This window comes from Mycetocola sp. (assembly GCF_046716805.1).
Lineage (GTDB): Bacteria > Actinomycetota > Actinomycetes > Actinomycetales > Microbacteriaceae > Mycetocola_A.
In genome coordinates this window covers 24,907-43,807 of record NZ_JBKJWH010000019.1, presented here as the reverse complement: position 1 = coordinate 43,807, position 18,901 = coordinate 24,907, and the positions used below count along the sequence as shown (strand labels likewise).

23 protein-coding genes are annotated in these 18,901 nt (G+C 68.2%); 9 read left to right on the top strand and 14 right to left on the bottom strand.

Annotated features, from left to right (window positions below; translation table 11 throughout):
• The first annotated feature begins 106 nt into the window (after nt 1-106).
• Together ACLQ62_RS01740 and ACLQ62_RS01735 are read left to right on the top strand one after the other, a co-directional pair.
• On the top strand, nt 107-1,303 hold the full coding sequence (locus tag ACLQ62_RS01740) for a glycosyltransferase (RefSeq protein ID WP_411719936.1): 1,197 nt from the start codon (nt 107-109) through the stop codon (nt 1,301-1,303).
• Complete coding sequence (locus tag ACLQ62_RS01735) at nt 1,300-2,100, top strand: PIG-L deacetylase family protein (protein ID WP_411719935.1); 801 nt, start codon at nt 1,300-1,302, stop codon at nt 2,098-2,100. The genes ACLQ62_RS01740 and ACLQ62_RS01735 overlap by 4 nt, the downstream gene beginning before the upstream one ends.
• Before the next feature lie 97 nt (nt 2,101-2,197).
• Here the strand turns inward: ACLQ62_RS01735 and ACLQ62_RS01730 are convergent, their stop codons facing one another.
• From ACLQ62_RS01730 to ACLQ62_RS01705, 6 genes are all read right to left on the bottom strand, one after another.
• A complete protein-coding gene (locus ACLQ62_RS01730) occupies nt 2,198-2,842 on the bottom strand; it encodes a hypothetical protein (protein WP_411719934.1) in 645 nt (214 codons plus the stop codon).
• Nucleotides 2,843-3,119: 277 nt separating this feature from the next.
• Complete coding sequence (locus ACLQ62_RS01725; protein WP_411719933.1) at nt 3,120-3,413, bottom strand: DUF1905 domain-containing protein; 294 nt, start codon at nt 3,411-3,413, stop codon at nt 3,120-3,122.
• Between the two features lie 3 nt (nt 3,414-3,416).
• On the bottom strand, nt 3,417-3,656 hold the full coding sequence (locus ACLQ62_RS01720; RefSeq protein ID WP_411719932.1) for a hypothetical protein: 240 nt from the start codon (nt 3,654-3,656) through the stop codon (nt 3,417-3,419).
• Nucleotides 3,657-3,753: 97 nt separating this feature from the next.
• Complete coding sequence (locus tag ACLQ62_RS01715) at nt 3,754-4,761, bottom strand: NAD(P)H-quinone oxidoreductase (protein WP_411719931.1); 1,008 nt, start codon at nt 4,759-4,761, stop codon at nt 3,754-3,756.
• Between the two features lie 76 nt (nt 4,762-4,837).
• On the bottom strand, nt 4,838-5,290 hold the full coding sequence (locus ACLQ62_RS01710; RefSeq protein ID WP_411719930.1) for an anthrone oxygenase family protein: 453 nt from the start codon (nt 5,288-5,290) through the stop codon (nt 4,838-4,840).
• Complete coding sequence (locus ACLQ62_RS01705; protein ID WP_411719929.1) at nt 5,287-5,445, bottom strand: hypothetical protein; 159 nt, start codon at nt 5,443-5,445, stop codon at nt 5,287-5,289. Before ACLQ62_RS01705 ends, ACLQ62_RS01710 begins: the two co-directional genes overlap by 4 nt.
• An 80-nt stretch (nt 5,446-5,525) precedes the next feature.
• Here ACLQ62_RS01705 and ACLQ62_RS01700 point away from each other — a divergent pair, with 80 nt between their 5' ends.
• Nucleotides 5,526-6,488 carry an AraC family transcriptional regulator gene (locus ACLQ62_RS01700; RefSeq protein WP_411719928.1) on the top strand — a complete coding sequence of 321 codons (963 nt, stop codon included), beginning with the start codon at nt 5,526-5,528 and terminating at the stop codon, nt 6,486-6,488.
• A gap of 35 nt (nt 6,489-6,523) precedes the next feature.
• On the opposite strand, the gene ACLQ62_RS01695 is transcribed toward ACLQ62_RS01700, so the two are convergent.
• The 3 genes from ACLQ62_RS01695 to ACLQ62_RS01685 form a co-directional block, all read right to left on the bottom strand.
• Nucleotides 6,524-7,612 (bottom strand): glycosyltransferase, encoded by a 1,089-nt coding sequence (locus ACLQ62_RS01695; protein WP_411719927.1) that lies wholly within the window; start codon nt 7,610-7,612, stop codon nt 6,524-6,526.
• A gap of 178 nt (nt 7,613-7,790) precedes the next feature.
• Entirely contained in the window at nt 7,791-8,831 is a 1,041-nt protein-coding gene (locus tag ACLQ62_RS01690; protein WP_411719926.1) for a chaplin family protein, read from the bottom strand.
• A 92-nt stretch (nt 8,832-8,923) separates the two neighbouring features.
• Nucleotides 8,924-9,766, bottom strand: a complete 843-nt coding sequence (locus ACLQ62_RS01685; RefSeq protein WP_411719925.1) for a hypothetical protein — start codon at nt 9,764-9,766, stop codon at nt 8,924-8,926.
• A 177-nt stretch (nt 9,767-9,943) separates the two neighbouring features.
• Between ACLQ62_RS01685 and ACLQ62_RS01680 the strand changes: the two genes are divergently transcribed.
• Nucleotides 9,944-11,650 (top strand): hypothetical protein, encoded by a 1,707-nt coding sequence (locus ACLQ62_RS01680; RefSeq protein ID WP_411719924.1) that lies wholly within the window; start codon nt 9,944-9,946, stop codon nt 11,648-11,650.
• A gap of 107 nt (nt 11,651-11,757) precedes the next feature.
• On the opposite strand, the gene ACLQ62_RS01675 is transcribed toward ACLQ62_RS01680, so the two are convergent.
• Entirely contained in the window at nt 11,758-12,213 is a 456-nt protein-coding gene (locus ACLQ62_RS01675) for a nitroreductase family deazaflavin-dependent oxidoreductase (RefSeq protein ID WP_411719923.1), read from the bottom strand.
• Nucleotides 12,214-12,337: 124 nt separating this feature from the next.
• On the opposite strand from ACLQ62_RS01675, the gene ACLQ62_RS01670 reads away from it, so the two are divergent.
• Nucleotides 12,338-13,348, top strand: a complete 1,011-nt coding sequence (locus ACLQ62_RS01670) for a PHP domain-containing protein (RefSeq protein WP_411719922.1) — start codon at nt 12,338-12,340, stop codon at nt 13,346-13,348.
• A 101-nt stretch (nt 13,349-13,449) separates the two neighbouring features.
• On the opposite strand, the gene ACLQ62_RS01665 is transcribed toward ACLQ62_RS01670, so the two are convergent.
• On the bottom strand, nt 13,450-14,217 hold the full coding sequence (locus tag ACLQ62_RS01665; RefSeq protein ID WP_411719921.1) for a VOC family protein: 768 nt from the start codon (nt 14,215-14,217) through the stop codon (nt 13,450-13,452).
• Nucleotides 14,218-14,452: 235 nt separating this feature from the next.
• Here ACLQ62_RS01665 and ACLQ62_RS01660 point away from each other — a divergent pair, with 235 nt between their 5' ends.
• The gene (locus ACLQ62_RS01660) at nt 14,453-14,704 is read left to right on the top strand and encodes a hypothetical protein (protein ID WP_411719920.1); all 252 of its coding nucleotides are present in this window, start codon (nt 14,453-14,455) and stop codon (nt 14,702-14,704) included.
• A gap of 141 nt (nt 14,705-14,845) precedes the next feature.
• Here the strand turns inward: ACLQ62_RS01660 and ACLQ62_RS01655 are convergent, their stop codons facing one another.
• Both ACLQ62_RS01655 and ACLQ62_RS01650 read right to left on the bottom strand, forming a co-directional pair.
• Nucleotides 14,846-15,331, bottom strand: a complete 486-nt coding sequence (locus ACLQ62_RS01655; RefSeq protein ID WP_411719919.1) for an SRPBCC family protein — start codon at nt 15,329-15,331, stop codon at nt 14,846-14,848.
• The gene (locus ACLQ62_RS01650; protein ID WP_411719918.1) at nt 15,328-15,702 is read right to left on the bottom strand and encodes an ArsR/SmtB family transcription factor; all 375 of its coding nucleotides are present in this window, start codon (nt 15,700-15,702) and stop codon (nt 15,328-15,330) included. The genes ACLQ62_RS01655 and ACLQ62_RS01650 overlap by 4 nt, the downstream gene beginning before the upstream one ends.
• A 209-nt stretch (nt 15,703-15,911) precedes the next feature.
• Here ACLQ62_RS01650 and ACLQ62_RS01645 point away from each other — a divergent pair, with 209 nt between their 5' ends.
• From ACLQ62_RS01645 to ACLQ62_RS01635, 3 genes are all read left to right on the top strand, one after another.
• Nucleotides 15,912-16,781, top strand: a complete 870-nt coding sequence (locus ACLQ62_RS01645) for a DUF4097 family beta strand repeat-containing protein (RefSeq protein ID WP_411719917.1) — start codon at nt 15,912-15,914, stop codon at nt 16,779-16,781.
• 105 nt (nt 16,782-16,886) lie between these two features.
• Nucleotides 16,887-17,150, top strand: coding sequence for an SDR family NAD(P)-dependent oxidoreductase (locus ACLQ62_RS01640; RefSeq protein ID WP_411719916.1), 264 nt, complete (start codon nt 16,887-16,889; stop codon nt 17,148-17,150).
• On the top strand, nt 17,117-17,521 hold the full coding sequence (locus ACLQ62_RS01635) for a hypothetical protein (protein WP_411719915.1): 405 nt from the start codon (nt 17,117-17,119) through the stop codon (nt 17,519-17,521). Before ACLQ62_RS01640 ends, ACLQ62_RS01635 begins: the two co-directional genes overlap by 34 nt.
• Before the next feature lie 89 nt (nt 17,522-17,610).
• Here the strand turns inward: ACLQ62_RS01635 and ACLQ62_RS01630 are convergent, their stop codons facing one another.
• Nucleotides 17,611-18,807, bottom strand: a complete 1,197-nt coding sequence (locus tag ACLQ62_RS01630; protein WP_411719914.1) for an MFS transporter — start codon at nt 18,805-18,807, stop codon at nt 17,611-17,613.
• Nucleotides 18,808-18,901 lie beyond the last annotated feature (94 nt).

Below are 18,901 nucleotides of genomic sequence, written 5' to 3'. Positions count from 1 at the left end.
CCCCCGCCCTCCTCGTTGCGTCCGTTGTTCGAGCAGGCCGCCCGCGGCCGGAGCCAGATCGCCGTCCGCCGAAGGAACACCCAGCCAGCCACCGTAAACTCACGGAGTGACCCTCTCCATCGCCCTGATCAGCCTGCATACGTCGCCCGCCGACGACCCAGGTACCGGCGATGTCGGCGGCATGAACGTTGCCGTCCGGTCCACCGCCCTCGCGCTCGCCGCCTTAGGCCACACTGTTGAGATCCTCACCCGTCGCACCGACCCGTCTGCGTCGGCCGCCATCGAGCTCGCTCCGCGGCTCACCCTCCGCCACCTCGACGCCGGACCAGCCGAACGCCGCATCAAAGGCGACCACGAGGCGTTCATCGCCGACTTCCGGCGAGCTCTGGAACCGTTCGGACCATACGACGTGGTCCACTCGCACCACTGGTTCTCGGGCATGGCCGCGCTGGAGTACGCGACGACCCGCGGCATCCCGCACGTGCAGAGCTTCCACAGCATCGCCGCCGACCCGTCCACCCCGCTGTCGGACGGGGAACGCCCGGAGTCCCCCGGTCGGATGCTCGGCGAAGCGCACCTGGCGCAGCGCTCGGACGCGATCATCACCGTGAGCACGGCCGAGCGCGACACGGTCGTGCAGCGGCTCGGCGCCTTGCCCGAGCGGGTGTTCGTCGTTTCGCCCGGTGTCGACGGCGACCTCTTTTCTCCCACTCCTGCGCCACCCGAGCGTCCCGGCTACATCGTGGTTGCCGCCCGGCTGGAACCACTCAAGGGCCTCGACCTCGCCATCGAGGCGATCGCGGCGCTGCCGGCGAGCATCCGACCGCAGCTCGTGATCGCCGGGGGGCCGACCACCGGTTACGACGACTACCCCGCCGTGCTGCGGGCGCACGCCGACGCGCACGGGCTGGGCGACGGCATCCGTTTTCTCGGACCGCAGTCCCGCGAGGACCTTGCCGCCCTGCTTCGATCCGCCCGGATGCTGCTGGTTCCGTCGCACTCCGAGACCTACGGGCTGGTCGCCCTCGAAGCCGCGGCCAGCGGCATCCCGGTTGTCGCGACTGCCTCCGGTGGACTTCTCGAAGCGGTGGAGGATGGCGTCACCGGACTGCTCGTCAATTCCCGTGATCCCGCCGCGTGGACGGATGCCGTGCGCCGCCTGCTCGAGGACGACGCGCTCTCCGCTCGGCTCGGCGCCGCAGGGCGTGCTCACGCCGTGTCCCTTCCGTGGGACCGCACCGCTGCCGCGACCGCCGACGTGTACGCCCGGCTGGTTGGTTCGCGGGTCAGGGCCGCTTCGTGACCGCATTTCTGACGCCCGGCATCCTCGACGGCGTCTCCTCGGTGCTGTTCGCGCACGCGCACCCCGACGACGAAACGCTCGCCTCGGGCGGGCTCATCGCGGAACTCGTGGCGCGGGGCGTCCGGGTGACGCTGCTGACCGCATCCCGGGGCGAACGCGGCGAGATCGTCGCCGGAGCGCTGCCCACTACGACCGACCCGGATGCTCTGACCCGCGCCCGTGAGGACGAGCTGGCGGGAGCCGTCGCTGCGCTTGGAATCGCTGAGCAACACTGGCTCGGCGAGGCACCGGCTCGTGCCGTCGGAATGCCGTCGAGGCGCTACCGGGACTCAGGCATGACCTGGATTCGGCCCGGGTTGGCCGGCCCCGCGGATGATGCGGATGCCGACGCCCTCTCGGTCGCTCCGCTCGGGGAGGTCGTCGACGACGTGACCGCGCTTCTGGACGCGGAGCGACCGTCGCTGGTGATCAGCTACGACTCGGGTGGAGGATATGGCCACCCCGATCACGTGAGAATCCGGGATGCCGCGCTGGCGGCATCCGCTGCGCTGGAGATTCCGTTTGCCGAGCTGCTCGAGGCGCCGGCCGCCGACGCTGAGTGGTTCTCGCTGACCGAGCACTTCGACGTGGTGACGGCGGCGTTGCGCTGCCATGCCAGCCAACTGACGGTGGTCGGCGACGATGTGGTGCACTCGGGTGGCCAGCGGGAGCCGATCGGTACGGATGTCGGGCTGCGGCTGGTGCCGGCCGACGTTGCGGTGCCCAAGGCTATGGGGCAGCTGCTCGGCCAGCGCTAGCATCCGCAAAACAGGAGATCGCACGATGTGCAGGATGCTTTCGCGGTTTCGGTCCTGAAAAGCGTGCGATCTCCTGCTAATCGTGCGGAATCCGAGATCACACCGGCGACACGACAGGCAACGGGTCCTTCGGGCCGGGCGGCGACTCGACCACGGCGATGGCAGCATCGAGGGTCAACTGTCCGGGAAAGTTGTACCGCGCGAACCGCCCGGTCGGGTCGTCCTTGGAGACCGGCATCCGCACGTTCGACCGCTTCAGTACAGCGACGATGAGCCGCGTCGTTTCCGGATCGAGCAGCCGACCCTTCCGGTCGCGAAGCCACACCATGACCTGCGGACCCTTCGCGACACCGAACCGGAACGTCAGCATCCGCGTGTTCTGTGACGTCGTGGCGAACAGCCAGGCCGAGTCGATCTCCGCCAGGGATGCCGTTCGGCGCCCCGTCCGGATCTCGCCGGTGTCGAAATTCACCCACGGCTGCGGGAAGCGCACGGTGACGAAGAGCAGACCGGATGCCGCCAGTCCGGCCAGCAGGATCAGCACCGGAACAACGGCGCGGGGCCACGGAAGGTCCTGCAAGAACTGGAGCGCCACAACGACGACGAAGGAGCAGACCGCGAAAGATACGGATCCGACCCGCACGACGAACGGGGTGGTCCAGTGGTGCGGTCCGAGCCGCGTCCAGCCCTGCGGAAGGCGCTCGAGGTCTTCTTCGCGGGCGCCCGTGGCATCCTCCGACATGAGGGGAGGCTAGCGAACACAAGCGGCCGGCGCCATGGCGTGTCCAGGTTCCGGGCGGCACGTCGACGTGCGCGAATCGACCCGACAGGCGTGGTCCAGGTCGAGTGGTTGCGAACACTCAACCGGACCGGCCGGCCGAAAGTGGCCCTTTCTTCCTGTTGAATGTTCGAAGCAGACAAAATCTCCTGCTGAGCGGCGCATGCTCGCGTGCTCACGTCCTCGCTCGGCACCGAGCGGCCCGGCTGCCGAGCCTGTACGACCCGGGGAGCGTCAGGCGCTACAGCTCCAGCAACTCCAGCCGTACCTCAACCGGATCGCCCTCACCGAGCCCCTCCGCCACCCGCACCGCTTTCTTGACCGGGAGGATGTACATGCCGACCTTGCTGTCCGGGAACACCGAGGTGTCCCAGGTGGAACCGCCGACCGTGACCCGCACCTTCACGGAACCGAAGCCACGCGGCATCCGCGGGCGGTCACGGATGTCATCACTCTGCTCCGCAGGCACGGTCACGAAATACCAGGGGGCGTCCCCATCCCACGCCCACAGCGGCGCGGTGAAACGAAAACCCATCGGTCACTCGACGAGGCTCGAGGGCAGCTGATCGCCCAGCGGACCTGCCGGTTCGGTGCCACTGCGCACGGCAGCGAGCCGCTCGGTCAGCGCCTGCACGATGGGACCGCGGTTGCCGTGCGACTTCTCGTAGGAGAGCAGGGCCAACAGGCCCTCGGCGTCGAGCGAGTCGGCGAGGGAGGAGTGATCTGCCGCGGGCCCACCGGACGCCGGAACGCCTCCGCATACCATCGCATCGTTCATGGCATCCTCCCCGACGGTCGATGCCCGATGGCATCCCTCGGGACCATTCAACCCCCAGCCACTGACACCCCTCAAGGGCATTGACATGAACGAGGAACTACATCGTGAGCAGGATCTTTCCGGTGTGCCGGCCGGAATCGAAGTGCCGGTGCGCCTCTGCGGCTTCCTCCATCGGGTAACGGGCCTCCACCGCGGTGCGCACCGTGCCCGCTTCGACCAGCGGCCACACGTTCTGGGCGACCTGGGCGACGACCTGCGCCTTCTCCTCGGCCGGCCGGGCGCGCAGCGTCGTGCCGAGCACGCTCGCACGCCGGGACATCAGCAGGCCGAGGTCGAGTTCCGCTTTCGTTCCGCCCTGCAGTCCGAGAACGACCAGCCGACCACCGAAGGCCAGGGCACGGATGTTCCGGTCCAGGTAGGAGGCACCGATCACGTCGAGAATGACGTCGGCGCCGTGCCCGCCGGAGATGTCCCGCATCCGCTCGACGAAGTCTTCGTGCCGATAGTCGATGCCGCCGACGGCTCCGAAACCGCGGCAGTACTCCAGCTTCTCCGTGCTGCCCGCGGTCACCACCGGGCGCGCGCCGAACGCCGCCACCATCTGCGTCGCCATCGTGCCGATCCCGCCGGCGCCGCCGTGGATCAGAACCCAGTCGCCGGCAGCGACGCGGACATTCATGAACAGATTCGACCATACCGTGCAGGCCACCTCGGGCAGAGCGGCCGCATCAACGAGCCCGATCCCCGCGGGCACCGGCAGCACCTGCCCGGCCGGCACGGCGACGTATTCGGCGTAGCCGCCACCGGTGAGCAACGCACAAACGGATGCTCCCACCTCGAACCCGGCAACGTCACGTCCCACCGCGGCGACGGTGCCGCTGACCTCCAGGCCAGGGATGTCGGATGCACCGGGCGGCGGCGGATACACGCCGCGCCGCTGCTGCACGTCGGCCCGGTTCAGCCCGGCAGCGACGACCTTGATCAGCACTTCGCCGGCACCCGCTTCCGGTCGGGGGCGTTGGACGACCCGGAGAACCTCGGGTCCCCCGGCGCCCTCGTATTCGACCGCTTTCATCATTGCCGCTGTCATCGTTGCCGCTGTCATCCCGCCTCCGAACACTCGAACCTCCATCGTTGCATGAGGCGCAGACCGCCAGCCCGGCGGATCTAGCGGTGCCGGCTCAGGGCATCCGCACCAGGAGCGCGACCGCTCCGGCGATCGAGAGGACAGCTCGAACAGTGTTCAGCCGCGTCCACGGCCGGACGAACCCGGGCCACTGTGCGGCCCGGTTCTCGCCAGCCGCCGCCAGGCGCCGATTGAGCGGCACGTTCGCTGCGATCGTCGACACCACACCGGCCAGGTAAAGCGTGGCCCCGACGATGCGCAGCGGCGAGGCAGGCTGAGGGTCCACCACCGCGGTGGCAATCGTCGCCGCGGATGCCACCGCCGCCCCGAAGAACACCGTCATGAACGGTGCGCGCTCAGCGTTCTCGTTGATCGCGACCATCGTCGCGGCGGCATCGGCCGGCGCCCGGCGGCGGAGCGCGGGCATCACCACGGCGGAAAAGGCGACGTAGAACCCGCCGGCCACCGCGGAACCGACCCCGGCGACCACCGGCACCCACCCGATCATCGCGCACCGCGCATGGCGGACTCAACGCGTTCGTTCGAGGGACGCAAGATGCTGTCATCCGCGGTCAGGGCGACGTTTTGCGTCCCTTGAATGGCAACGGACGTCGTTATGCCGCCGGCGAGAAGGACAGGCGGGGAGATGTGTGTTGTGGTCATGCCTCGATCCTCCTCGGCTCAGGATGGACGGAGAATAGTTGCGTGTCTCGTTTTCATCTCCCATCGTCTAGACTCGGCGCATGGACCCACTCTCCCGGTTCTTCACCGACCCGCGCGCCCACGACGCTTTCTCGCTCCGCGTGGTGATGGCGCCGCCCTTCGCGATCGACGTGCGCGACGAGGCGGCGCTGACGCTGATCGTCCCCGTGCGTGGAAGCGCCTGGCTCGTTCCGCAGGCCGGTCCTCCCCAGCTGCTGAGCCCCGGGCAGACAGCGACCGTCCGCGGCCCGGAGCCGTATCGCGTCGCCGACCGGCCCGACCAGGACCCCACCGTCATCATCGGCACCGACCAGGTCTGTCGCACCCCCGACGGCGAGCATCTCGAAACGACGATGCGTCAGGGCGTTCGCACCTGGGGCAACGACCCCGCCGGAGAGACCGTGCTGCTCATCGGAACCTACCCGAGCGAGGCTGCCGTGGGCCAGCTCGTGGCATCCGCTCTGCCTCAGCTCGCCGTCTTCGACACGGATGAGACGGATGCCACGCTCGTCGCGCTCCTGGAACGGGAACTCTCATCGTCGGACCTCGGCCAGGGCAGCGCGATCGACCGGCTGCTGGACCTGTTGCTGCTGCACGTGGTGCGTGCGTTCGCCCGCCGGCCCGCTGGCACCGCGCCGAGCTGGGTCGCTGGCTCGAGTGATCCGCTCATTTCCCGGGCGCTGACGCTGCTGCACGACGACCCGGCAGCCGCCTGGACCGTCGCTGAACTCGCGAACCGGGTGCACGTGTCGCGGGCGAAGTTCGCCGCCCGGTTCAGTTCAACGGTCGGGCAGCCACCGATGAGCTACCTGACCAGCTGGCGCCTCGCCCTGGCCGCCGATCGTCTGGTCGGCTCGGACGCCACCACCGCGACGGTGGCTGCTGAAGTCGGCTACAGCAGTGCGTTCACCTTCAGCACGGCGTTCTCGCGGGCCTACGGCATGAGCCCAACGGCGTACCGGCGAGCGCGTCGGAGTGCGCTCGCGGGCACCGCACCCGCATAGCGACCGGGATCGCGAAACGGATGCCGCGGCATCCGTCACCTGGGACGGGATGTCGTCGAGCGACGTCCCCGGCCGGGCCGGCCGTCCGCCCGCGTGAGCTTCCGCCTGAGCGCGGGAACCGAATGCGCCGCCGTCTTCAGCCGTGCGTCGCCGTATTTCGCGCCGCCGAGCATCCGTGAGCCGACGGCGACCCAGACGCAGACGGCTCGTTCGAGCAGCCAGGCCGGCGCCCACAGTGCACTCGTCGCCGGGAACACCCGGCTGCCGCCCGCTCGCCGACGGCCGACTTCGGCGAGCGCCGCAGCGAGTGCCGCGACACCGGCGAGTCGCAACGGCCGGCGGATGCTCCACGCCAGCAGCGGCAGAAGGCTGAGTTCGAGAACCAGCCTGGCCGGTTGGGCGAAGTCGTCGTACGCCTGCCGCACCCGCTGTCGCCCGAAATGCGCCGCGCGTGGCGGCACCCGGCCGACGAAGAGGTCGTCGACCCGGCGCTCCCGGCCGTGAGCGGCCTGGATCGTGCGCATCAGTTCGAGGTTCTCGAACAGCACGTCTCCGTCGTAGCCGCCGAGTTCGAGCACGAGATCACGGTTGATGCCCATGGTGCCGGGGTAATCGGATGCCACAGCACGGTTGATCAGGCTGCGGGCAGTGTCCCAGCGCGCGTGCCAGGGCAGTTCGGTGAAGTAGTTCTGCGGCCGGACGAGGTCCGCGTCGTGGAGCTCCGCGACCATCCGTTCGAGGCTCGGCCGGTCATAGCGCACGTCATCGTCGGCGAGGATCACGGCGCGATGCCGGGCCAGGCGGATGCCGGTCATCACCCCCGCGACCTTCCCGTTGGCGGTGGCCTCGCCGTCCGGCTTCACGTGCCGCACGAGGTCGGCCCACAACTGATGGTGGGCGGCGAAGATGTCGTCCGGTGACCCGTCGACCACGGTCACGTCGAGATTCGGCGCGATTCGGACGAGGTAGTCGGTCAGTTCCAGGACGTCGCCGGTGCGATACTCCGACCAGCGCAGCGGCAGGACGTACTCGGCGTCGAGGCGCTCGAAACCGGGCGCGGTGGGTTCGCGCTGCCCGGGCGCGCGTGCCCCGGCCTGGCTCGTCGTGTCGGTGCGGGTGCTCATGCCCACACTGTCCGTCCCTGGTCGAGGGCGGGTCAACCCCTGGTCAGCTCGGACGTGTCGTTCGAGGGACGCACAACGTCGTTATCCGCGCTGTGGGAGCACCTTGCGTCCCTTGGAATCGACGTACGCAGGCCGAAGGCCCGGTCGGCGTGAGCCGGCCGGGACTTTCCGCTTCGGGCTAGCTTCGCTGCACGGCGCGCTGACGTCCGCGGAGTGTCACAGCCGCTCCGGCCAGCAGCATCAGGGCCGAGAACCAGAGCAGAATCGACGCTTCCTTCAACCCCGTGTCGGCCAGGTTCGGCCCAGCGGATGCCGCCACGAGCGTGACAGCAGCAGCCGACGGACGTCCGATGGTGGCGTCCTCGGTGGTGTGGCTGACGCCGGTGCCGATGGACCCCATACTGTTCAAGCCGGTGCGGATCGGTGCGGTGCCTGCGAAACCTATTGCGGTTCCACCGAGCCCGTTGTCGTCGCCCGACGTCGTTGGAGCTGACGAACCAGCCGGCACGGAAGCACCGGTCGACGGACCTGTCGAAGCCGAGTCGCCGAGCACACTTACCGCGTTACCGCCGACATTGACCGGAGCCGAGACCGCCGGAGCAACCTGCGTTCCGCCGAGCACACTGTCGTTGCCACTGGTCGTGGAGGACGAAGCATCCGGAGGGGGAGCATCCGAGGCTGGGCCGGTAGTCGAGCCGGACGACGAGGAGTCGCCCAGGACCGACACGGCGTTGCCGCCGATGGTGACGGGGACGGTCACGACAGGCGCAACCTGGCTACCGCCGACGACGCTGTCGTTGCCGCTCGTCACCGGGCCGGGTTCTGACGGCGCGGATCCCGGGGCCGGAGTGGCGGCATCCGTCGAGGACGAATCCCCGATGACGCTGACGGCGTTCCCGCCGACTGTGACGGGGACACTCACTACTCCGGCGACCTGGCTGCCGCTTGCGATTGCGTCATTTCCCGATGTGGATGAGCCGACCGGCGCAACCGCTGGGGCGGCGGTCGAAACCGCGCCATCAGAGGTCGAATCCCCGACGACGGAGACGGCGTTGCCGCCGATGGTTACCGGGACGGATACGACGGCGTCGACGGCGGTGCCCGAGAGCACCCCGTTGTCGCCGGACGTGTCGGCGGCATGGGCCGCCGTGGCGCCGAAGAGGGTCAATCCCCCGGCGAAGAGGACGCCGTAGAGGCACCTCGCGATTGTTCGATTCATGGTTCTACTCCTCAAAATTGACATGACGGATGCTCCTCCACAGGCGGGAGGGCGGGATTCGTTTCCTGCAGAAATCGCAGGTCGAACCGTCGTCAGTCAGGAGTAGTCGAGAGTTCCAGTGGGAGAGGCGCCGGTAGCGTGTCGTTCTCGGCACGGGAAAGGAGGGCACCTGAGACCAGGGCCAACGAAACCAATGATGAGAGTTCGGCTGCGGCAGATGGGCCTGTCGGGCCACCCGATGTTCCGCCAGTTGCCGCGAGAACGCTCGGCAATGCCGCGGTCCCGTTCTTCGCCGGACCCCGGGGCACCGGGTCCGGATAAGTGCGGGCTTGCGCTGCAGGGTTGACGCCCAACCCGGAGTGAAGGTCGGCGACCCACGCCGAAATAGACGTAGACGGGGATGCCGACACCCGCTCAGCGACAGGGAGAAGGGGGATCATTCCGTCGCCTTCGGCAATTCCGGCGAGGTCGGCAGAGACACCCGGGGTGGATTCACCGTCGAGTGTGGGAGAGTCCGCGACCGGACCGACCGAGCCGGTCACCGGAGTGACCACTGCGGCGACCGGCGCGACAACCGGCGTGACCACGGCGACGACGGGAGTGTGCACCGGCGTGTCCACGGCGACGACGGGAGCGAGCACCGGCGTGATCACGGCGACGACCGGAGTGGCGCTGGCCGCTTCGACGACCACCGAACGAACGGCAGGCACCACAACGACCGCGACCGCGGGTGAAGCAGTGACCGGGGTCGCGGTCCCGGCAGCGCTCAAGACATCCGAAAACGTGCTCCCCAGAAGCGAGCGCGAATCGGCTTCGTCGGCGTGGGCCGAATCGGTGCCGACGAAGAAGCTGATCACGATCCAAACGGCGGCTAGGCCGAGAGAAAGAAGAAGCAGCCGGACTGGCGCGAGAGAGTCAGACCGTGTGCGGTTCATGACTTCACCCCCCCCGTGCGTCAGTTGGTTCACTCTTGCAGACGAAAAAAGAAGGGCAACGCCCTTGCGGATCCCGCCAACCAGGGCTACCTTGCGCCCGACACGCCCGTTCGACGCATCCGCACGCCACGCGGGCGAGATGTCGCCGCCCTCATCCGGGTGACATACCGTGGGGGCATGTCACTGATGACCCGGCTCGCGCGCCCTACCGCCCTGGCCCTGGTTGGGCTCCTCGCGCTCACGGCGTGCACCGCGGGTACGCCCGATGCTCCAGTGAGCACAGCGGTGAAGACATCCGACCCGGATGCCTCCCTCACCGTCATCGACGCCGCCAACGACATCGACGCAGCGGTCGCCACCAGTCGGCAACTGTTCGACTCCTCCCCCGTCGTCGTCATCGCCCCGACCGGCGACCCGAACGTGCAGGAACTGGCGGCTCGCACCGCGATCGGCCTGGGCGTCCCGCTTCTGATCGGCGCCGCAGGAAAAGCCCCGGAGCCGGAGAGCGCGACCGCCGAACCCCAGGCCGAGACAACACCCGGCCCCTCCTCGGCTACGGAGAAGGACGGCACTGCCGCACTGGTGTCCGAACTCGAGCGGCTGGGCACCACCGACGCCCTCGTGATCGGGAAGGTCGAGCCGATGCCGGACGGCGAGAACTCGGACCTCACCGTTGAACGGGTGAAGGCAAGCGCCAAGGCGATCTCCCAGACAACCGGCCTCGATCTCGACACGGCCGCCACCGAGGATCCCGCCGTTTTCGCCGCCGGCATCGCCGCCTACGAATCAGCCGCTGCGACCGATTCGTCCGCGTCGGAGTCGATTCCGCTGCCCACGCCGGCCGCGCCGCTGGAAGACACCGTCGCACTCGCGGTGGACGGCGCCGCGCATCTCGCCTCGATCGCGACGGCTCGCGCAGCGGGTGTTCCGGTGCATCTGGTTCCAGCGGACGCCGTGAACCCGCAGGCGCACCCATCCGTTGTCGATGCACTTCACGCGTCGGCGACGACGAAAACACTGACGATCGGCGCCGAATTCGCGGCCCAGCCGGCCCTGGACTGGAAGATCCGCACGGCGAGAAGCGGCCTCCAACTGCCCGGCGGCGGGCAGTTGCTGTTCCCGCAGCACCAGTTCGTTGCCCTGTACGGCACGCCGAGCACGGGCGTCCTCGGCGTCCTCGGCGAACAGGGCGCCGAGGCCGCTGTGCAGCGCGCCCGCGACGTCGCAGCCCCATACTCGGCGCTCACCGACAAGACCGTCGTGCCCATGTTCGAGATCATCGCGACGGTCGCCGCCGCTCAAGCCGGCAAGGACGGCAACTTCTCGAACGAGCTGCCGATCGAAGACCTGCGCCCCTTCGTGGACGCCGCAGCCGCCGCCGGGCTGTACGTGGTGATCGACCTGCAGCCGGGTCGCACCGACTTCCTCACCCAGGCGAAGCTGTACCAGCCGCTGCTCGAACTGCCGAACGTCGGGCTCGCTCTTGACCCTGAGTGGCGGCTCGGCCCCGACCAGGTGCCGCTTCGGCAGATCGGCACCGTCAGCGCCGCCGAGGTCAACGGCGTGACCACCTGGCTCGCCGACCTCACCAACGAGAAGGGACTGCCGCAGAAGATGCTCGTGCTGCACCAGTTCCGGACGGCGATGATCTCCGACCGCACCTCGCTCGACCTCACCAGGCCCGAGATTGCGGTGCTCATCCACGCCGACGGGCAGGGCGGCCAGGGTGACAAGCAGGCAACCTGGGCGAACCTGCACCGGGACGCGCCAACCGGCATCCACTGGGGCTGGAAAAACTTCTACGACGAAGACCTGCCGATGCTGACCCCCGAGCAGACCATGGGCGCCGTCTCCCCCGCACCCGACCTGATCACCTACCAGTAACCGCACCGCTGATGGCCAGGGCGATGCGCGCGGCGAACCAGAAGGACCTTCAGAATCTCAAACAGATCCTCGAGGGCCGTTGACGAGCGGATGCCACGACGGCGCGGTCAGCGACGCCCCGTTCGCAGGGTCAGCCGGACAACAGGGATTTCCGGTTCGGCGTCACCGGTAGCTTCCACGATGGCGCGCTTCAGCGCGCGATACGTCGCCGGATGCTTCGACGCGTACCGTGCGAACGCGGTGCGCCCGTCCTCGGCCGAGAGCAGTTCGGCTCGGGCGTCCCGTCGGCGGACGAACCCGACGCTGACCCGGCAGACCGGGAACTCCCGGAGGTTGCGGTACCACTGCGAATTCGGGCCGAGGGCCGACACGACGAGCAGGGAATCCTTCGACTCACGCTCGGCCACCTCGAGGATCGCCTCGCGCCAGTGCCCTGCGAACCGGCCCCGGTGTTCGAGCATCATCAGCCGCCCACCGAAGATCCAGCCGAACCCGGCACGGAAGATGGGCAGCGGCACCCGCACGGCTCTCCGGCTGTTGAGCAAGCGTGCGGTGAGCTTCATCGGGCCGGGTCTCCTGTCGTGGTCCTTCCAGCATGGCACGCCCAAGCGCCACTCGCTCCTTCTCGCCGCCGATGCCATGCTGGGAACCTGAACCACCGGTTCGGCCGATCAGAGCGGAGTTGCCATGAGACCGACAGAAGCGCTGGACGAGATCGCCTTCCTCCTCGAACGCGACCTCGCCTCGCCGTTCAAGACCAAGGCCTTCCGCTCAGCGATCGTCGCCATCGCTCCTTTGACTGACGACGACATCGCCGCTCGCGTCGCCGACGGAAGCCTCAAACGCGCCAAGGGCATCGGCTCGACCACGTACGCGGTGATCGAGCAGGCCGTCGCCGGCGGTGTGCCGGAATACCTCGCCGACCTCCGCAAGCGCATCGGCGGCCCGGTCACCGACACCGGGCACGAGTTGCGGGCGAAGCTCAAGGGCGACCTGCACAGCCACAGCACCTGGTCGGACGGCACCACAGACCTGGCCTCGATGGCGCGCACCGCGCAGCGCCTCGGCCACGACTACCTCGTCGCCTCCGATCACTCGCCGTCGCTCCGGGTCGCGAACGGGCTCAGCACCGAGCGGCTCGAACAACAGCTCCTCGAACTCGACGAACTCAACGCCTCATTCGACGACTTCCGGATGCTCTCCGGCATCGAGGTGGACATCCTCCTCGACGGCGAACTCGACCAGACCGACGAGGTGCTCGGACGGCTCGACCTCGTCGTCGCCAGCGTCCACTCGAAACTGCGGATGGAATCCCGGGAGATGACCGAAAGGATGCTGGCAGCCATCCGGCATCCGCAATCGAATGTGCTCGGTCACTGCACCGGCCGGATGGTCCAGGGCAGCCGCGGCACCCGGCCGCAATCCGCGTTCGACGCGGCCACGGTGTTCGCGGCGTGCGCCGAGAACGACGTCGCCGTGGAGATCAATTCGCGGCCCGAACGGCAGGATCCACCCGACGACCTCCTGCAGATCGCCTTCGACGCGGGATGCCTGTTCAGCATCGACAGCGACGCGCACGCACCGGGACAGCTCGGCCTGCTCGACCTGGGTGCCGCCCGCGCCGAGGCGATCGGCATCCCGGCGGAACGGATCGTGACCACCTGGCCGCTGGACCGCCTGCTCGAGTGGAGCGCTTGACCCGTGGCATCCGTTCGCGAGATGGCAGTTACGCACCCATGTTTCTCGTTTCGGCGGGTTTTCGGTGCGGAACTGTCATCTCGTCGCGGCGCCTGCTCCGCTCAGATCGACATCACCCGCAGCACCGCCCCGGTCGGGTCGGTCACTGAGGCGATTCGCCCGTACGGGGTGTCCGAGGCTTCGTCCTTGACCGTCGCACCGAGTTCCACGGCTTTCGCGACCGTCGCGTCGACATCCGTCGCACCGAAGTAGACGGCCCAGCTGGGCGGCTCGCCGGCGAGCATCTCGGCTGCGTCGTAGATGCCGCAGAGCTGCTGGCCGTCCTTCTCGAACACCATGTAGCGGAAGTCGTCTCCAGTGTCCTCGTTCTTGAGGGTCCAGTCGAACGCCTTCTCGTAGAACTCGACGGCCTTGTCGAATTCCGAGGCGAGCAGCTCGCACCACACCGGAGCGCCGTGCTCCCGTTCAACCTGGAACCCGGTGTGCTTGCCGGACTGCCAGTAGCCGACGGTCGCGCCCGTGCCGTCTGTGGCGAATCCCATCACACCCATCTCCGGCACGCTCAACGGTTCGAACATGTTCATCCCGCCCGCTTCAGCGATCGCGGCGGCCGTCTCCTCGGCATCCGTTGTGAGCAGGTAGACCGACCACGTGTCGGGGTAGGGCGCGTCGTCCTGCTTCTTCATGGCTCCGGCGATGCGCCGGTGCCCCGAACTGAAGCTGACGTAACCGCCGTAGAGCACTTCATCGCCCGTTTCGGCGTCCCAGCCGAAGAGCGCACTGTAAAACTCCTGCGAGCGGGCGGGGTCTGAGGTCGTGAGCTCGAGCCAGCAGGGTGCGCCGGGAGTCGTGACCGTGATGTCAGGCATGGGGGTCCCTTCGTCGATCGTTGTGGCGAGATCAGGGTACGCCGGGGCTCGACGGCTCGGCTAGGGGTTCGGTGCCGTTGGTAACTGCGGAAAATTGCTGGCTGCGGGCAGTTATGCACGCATGAGGGACGGGTCGCCGCCGAATCTCCGAAGTTGCGAACAGCACCGAACGACCGGCGTGGCCCGGCAGCAGATGGCAGGCTGGAGGAATGCTGCCCCCCACCCCGAAATCCGCATGTTAGGCGACGAGGCTGTCGCGTTCCTCCGCTCAGCGCCCGAGGGAACCCGCGTCGTGGTGCGACACCGGTTGCCTGACGGTCAGGCGACGGATGCCCTCGGCTGGTTCCTCCGCGCCGACGAGACTCACTGCGCGGTTGCGACGAAGCGCGGACTGGAGACCATCGCGTTCACCGCGGTGATCGCGGCGAAGGCAGTGCCGCCGCCGCCGGAACCGCGCAACCGGCGGCCTTCGTCGCTGATCGAGTAGGCCGCCCGCGGCCGGATCGGGATCCCGGCCTCGATGCGCTCGCTGGCGCTCGTCGGGTGCTGAGCCTGTCGAGGTACGACCAACACGGGAGCGGGACGGACTCGCCGAGCCCGTCCCGCTTTCGCGTGGTGAAGCATCCGTTCACGCCGAGCTGGACGCCTTCGCCAGCAGCTCGTCGAGCCGCTCGTAGCCGTCGTTGACGCCCTGCTCCATGCCGGACTGCGCCATGCCGTCACGCGCCTCGAGCGTCGGGTACACGCTGTGCCCGATCACCCGGGTGCGACCGTTGCCCAGGTCCTCGAGCTTTTGCGACTCGAGGCTGACGACGCCAGGGAAGCCCTCGAATTCGAAGGTCTGCACGATGCCGTCCTCGATCGAGGCGGAGTGCACGACTCCGTTGAACCAGTACTCGTCGTCGCCGTCACGGTGCACGTAGCGGTAACCGCCGCCGGGGACCAGATTCCAGCGATCGATTTCCATCTCGTAGCCGCGCGGGCCGAGCCAGTTCTTGACGAGCTCGGGATCGGTGTGCGCCCGGAAGACGGCTTCAACCGGGGCGTCGAAGTCGCGCACGATTTCGATGAACGGCAGTCCCTCCGGAAGCGTGATTGTGGTTGGGTTCGTCATTTCTCTTCCTTCCTCTGTGTTGGGGTGGTGACGTCTGCGTTGAGGCCGGCGAGGACGGCGTCCAGCCGGCGGAAGCTTGATTCGGTGGTGAGCCGATAGGTGTCGATCCAGGCGGTCAGTTGCTCCAGCGCCTCGGGTACGAGGTGAGCGGGCCGGCGTTGCGCATCCTTCGATCGGCTCACGAGCCCGGCCTGCTCGAGCACCTGGATGTGCTTCGACACGGCCTGCTTCGTGATGTCGAACGGCTCAGCGAGATCGTTCACCGTCGCCGGCCCACGACTGAGCCGTGCGACGATCGCCCGCCGTACCGGGTCGGCCAGCGCCATGAACGCACGATCCAGCCGGTGTTCGGCTTCCTCGGAAGCATTCATGATCAACTAACTCCTTTATCAACCTGTTAGTTGAATATAAGTCCGGATGTGGCCACCCGCAAGCCCTCACGAGGACTTTCGCCGACCCGGCCGATACGACCGGGAACGCACGGAACCCCTCCCCGAGCGCGCCGCCTCTCGCTACCCTTGAGGCGACCGGGACCCGACCTCAGCCACCCCTCCAGACATCCACGAGGAAGAGGTCCGCCATGACGCTCCCACCACAGCAACCGCCGCAGCAGCCACCGCCGCTTCCGGCTCAGCCGTCGCCCCATCCCCTCCCACCGCCGCCGCGCAGCCGCCTCTCACCCGCAGTGTTGGTCCTGCTGTTCGTCGGCATCCCGCTGCTGGTTCTCGCGCTGATCATCGCCGGGTCGGTCGCTGCGGTGAACGCCTTCCGGGGAGAACCGGTGAGCGACAGTGTCGACGCGGATGCCGGATCCAGCGTCCTCATCGACGCCCCGAACGCATCCATTCGCCTGTCTGTCAGTGACGACGACGAGATCCACGCCACGATGCGCGGCGCCTCCTCCGGCAGGGAACCGTCGCTGGAGGTCACGACGGAGGGTGGCGAGACGGAGATTCGCGGCGGATGCCCGGGCGGCTTCTTCGTGTTCAACCGTTGCCGGGTGCGGATCGACGTGGCCCTCCCCGCCGACCTCGACGTCACCGTCGACGGGCGGAACGGCGCGATCACCGCCGACGGCCTCACCGGGAACCTAAACCTGTCGACCACGAACGGCAGCATCGAGGTGGAGCAGTCCAGCGGCGCGCTGATGCTCCGCTCGACGAACGGACGGATCCAGGTCGAGGATTCCACGTCGACCGAGGTGCAGGCGCAAACGACGAACGGCGGCGTGCAGCTGTCGTTCGCCGAGGCGCCCGATGAAGTGACCGCGAACAGCACGAACGGGGCCATCCGCGTCGAGGTCCCCGATGACGGCACCGGGTACGACATCCAGGCCGACACGACCAACGGTCGCGTCGACACCGAGGATGTGCCGAGCGACCGCCGGGCCGATCACACCATCACCGCCCAGACGACGAACGGCGGCATCACGATCGAAACGACGCGCTGACGCGGATGCCCCGCGCGGGTCGGGCGGCTTCGCGCGGGGGAAAAAAGCGCCCGCGCAGCACCGAAACACCCGCGCGGCTGCGGTCACGGGCGAGAACCGCCCGCATTGATCCGACTCCCGCCGGATGAGTGCGAAGAACTCGGCGGTCGCGCTCTTGCGGTACCGACCGACGTGACCGACGCGAACCAGGTCGACGCGCTGGCCAGCCGAGCCGTGGACGAATTCGGCCGGATCGACGTCTGGGTCAACAACGCCGCCGTCTCCGTCTTCGCACCGTTCCTCGAAATGCCGATCGGTGACCTCCGCCGGGTCTCGACGTCAACATCCTCGGCTACGTGTACGGGGCACGTGCGGCGCTCAAGGTCATGACCGGGCAAGGCAGGCGACACCTCGTCAACGTCGCATCGATCGTCGGCGGAGTTGCCGGCCCGGCACTGGTGCGCCGGCACCGCAAGACACCCGTCGCCGTGGAGGCTCAGATGGCTGTGCAGACCGAGAAGACGCACCTGTCACGCGACCAGTCCGCGGCGGCGACCCCTGGCATCCTCTACAGACCGGCACCCGACGGCGACGCGGAGGTGACCGGCGGCTGGCACGGTACGGAGAAGAGCGCGGCGCGACGCGGCCTGAGCTGGCTGCTGCTCGGTGGCGTCAACGCGTACGTGGTCGGTCGACGCCTCGGCATGAGCGATCAGCGTTCGACGAGCAGCCGCCGTTCGACGAGCAGCCGGCGCTGGTAGTTCCGGATGCTCCGCGCGGGTCGAACGGCCCGGCGCGCGTGAAAAACACACCCGCCCACAGCGGAAACACCCGCGCGAGGCGCGGCGGCTCAGGCAGTGGACGGGGTTCGGCGGAATCTCCGGAACCCGTGCACGAAGTGGTAGAGCACGGCGGAGAGAAGGATCACAACGGCGAGCACGGCGTACATTCCGTGGAAGCCGGTCACCGCGAGCAGCAGGCCGAGCAGCAACGGGCCGACGCCTGTGCCCGCGTCGAGGAGGAAGTAGAACGTCGACGTGGTGACGCCGATCCGGTGCGGCGGAGACATCGTGACAACGATCGCTTGCGTGCACGGCAGAAGCGCGCCGAAGCCCAGGCCGATGAACACGGCCGACGCCGCCAGAACGAACGAGTTCGGCGACCAGGCGAGCAGAGCGAGGCCGACGGCGTAGGCGAGCAGCGTCGGGTAGACGGCCGCGTTGTCTCCGAACCGGTCCTGCACCCGGCCGACGACGAGGCGGGAGAACAGAACCGCGGCCGCGTAGATCAAGAAGAACACACTGGCCGCCGAGACCAGGCCCTCCTCGATGGCGAAGGAATTCAGGAACGCCAGCACCCCGGACCAGCCCAATCCGGCGAGAAAGGCGACGCTGCCGACGGCGAGCGCAGCCGGCTCGAACAGGTCGGTCGGGCGCATCCGCCACTGGGTGGCGACCTGCTCCGGCGTCGGCGGATACTCCGGGAGCCGCAGAAAAAGCGCGAGGACGAACGCCACCGCCGCGCAGGCCGAGCACAGCACGAACAAGGCCTCATAGGTCACCGACTGAATCAGGACGACAGCGAGGAACGGCCCGACAGCGGTGGCCAGCGTGACTGAGATGCCGAAATACCCCGTTCCTTCGCCGCGCCTGCCCGGCGGAATCAATGACATGACGGATGCCGCAATGGCCGTGCTCGCGACACCGAAAGCGATTCCGTGGAGAGTACGGATTCCGAGCAGCAGAGCGAGGTTGTCGGCGGGGATGTAGAGGATACCGGCGATCACGTAGACGAGGAGGGCGAGAAGGATCATCCGTCGCCGACCGACGAAGTCGAGGAACTTGCCGGCGAAGATGCGGGCGATCACGGCACCAAGGATGAACGAGCTCGACGCCACACCCGCACCGACGTCGTTCGCGTCGAAGCGCTCGACGGCGTAGAGCGCCATCGTCGTCATCAGCAGGTAGAACACCATGGCGATGAAGAAATTGGTGATGACGACCAGCACGAAACCGGTCGTCCACAGCCTGGAGTCGCGCTCCGCCACGATTGTCTCCTCCTCGAGTGACTACGCATCACTGGAGATGACGAGCCGAAAGCCCAATCCTATGCGCGGGTTCCAACCGGGTTGCGCGCCCGTA

What these genes read in the sequence shown, in the direction of transcription:
- ACLQ62_RS01730 (WP_411719934.1), bottom strand. Translation starts at nt 2,842, where the DNA reads ATGTCGGAGGATGCCACGGGCGCCCGCGAAGAAGACCTCGAGCGCCTT.
- ACLQ62_RS01725 (WP_411719933.1), bottom strand. Translation starts at nt 3,413, where the DNA reads ATGGGTTTTCGTTTCACCGCGCCGCTGTGGGCGTGGGATGGGGACGCC.
- ACLQ62_RS01720 (WP_411719932.1), bottom strand. Translation starts at nt 3,656, where the DNA reads ATGAACGATGCGATGGTATGCGGAGGCGTTCCGGCGTCCGGTGGGCCC.
- ACLQ62_RS01715 (WP_411719931.1), bottom strand. Translation starts at nt 4,761, where the DNA reads ATGACAGCGGCAACGATGACAGCGGCAATGATGAAAGCGGTCGAATAC.
- ACLQ62_RS01710 (WP_411719930.1), bottom strand. Translation starts at nt 5,290, where the DNA reads ATGATCGGGTGGGTGCCGGTGGTCGCCGGGGTCGGTTCCGCGGTGGCC.
- ACLQ62_RS01705 (WP_411719929.1), bottom strand. Translation starts at nt 5,445, where the DNA reads ATGACCACAACACACATCTCCCCGCCTGTCCTTCTCGCCGGCGGCATA.
- ACLQ62_RS01700 (WP_411719928.1), top strand. Translation starts at nt 5,526, where the DNA reads ATGGACCCACTCTCCCGGTTCTTCACCGACCCGCGCGCCCACGACGCT.
- ACLQ62_RS01695 (WP_411719927.1), bottom strand. Translation starts at nt 7,612, where the DNA reads ATGAGCACCCGCACCGACACGACGAGCCAGGCCGGGGCACGCGCGCCC.
- ACLQ62_RS01690 (WP_411719926.1), bottom strand. Translation starts at nt 8,831, where the DNA reads ATGAATCGAACAATCGCGAGGTGCCTCTACGGCGTCCTCTTCGCCGGG.
- ACLQ62_RS01685 (WP_411719925.1), bottom strand. Translation starts at nt 9,766, where the DNA reads ATGAACCGCACACGGTCTGACTCTCTCGCGCCAGTCCGGCTGCTTCTT.
- ACLQ62_RS01680 (WP_411719924.1), top strand. Translation starts at nt 9,944, where the DNA reads ATGTCACTGATGACCCGGCTCGCGCGCCCTACCGCCCTGGCCCTGGTT.
- ACLQ62_RS01675 (WP_411719923.1), bottom strand. Translation starts at nt 12,213, where the DNA reads ATGAAGCTCACCGCACGCTTGCTCAACAGCCGGAGAGCCGTGCGGGTG.
- ACLQ62_RS01670 (WP_411719922.1), top strand. Translation starts at nt 12,338, where the DNA reads ATGAGACCGACAGAAGCGCTGGACGAGATCGCCTTCCTCCTCGAACGC.
- ACLQ62_RS01665 (WP_411719921.1), bottom strand. Translation starts at nt 14,217, where the DNA reads ATGCCTGACATCACGGTCACGACTCCCGGCGCACCCTGCTGGCTCGAG.
- ACLQ62_RS01660 (WP_411719920.1), top strand. Translation starts at nt 14,453, where the DNA reads ATGTTAGGCGACGAGGCTGTCGCGTTCCTCCGCTCAGCGCCCGAGGGA.
- ACLQ62_RS01655 (WP_411719919.1), bottom strand. Translation starts at nt 15,331, where the DNA reads ATGACGAACCCAACCACAATCACGCTTCCGGAGGGACTGCCGTTCATC.
- ACLQ62_RS01650 (WP_411719918.1), bottom strand. Translation starts at nt 15,702, where the DNA reads ATGAATGCTTCCGAGGAAGCCGAACACCGGCTGGATCGTGCGTTCATG.
- ACLQ62_RS01645 (WP_411719917.1), top strand. Translation starts at nt 15,912, where the DNA reads ATGACGCTCCCACCACAGCAACCGCCGCAGCAGCCACCGCCGCTTCCG.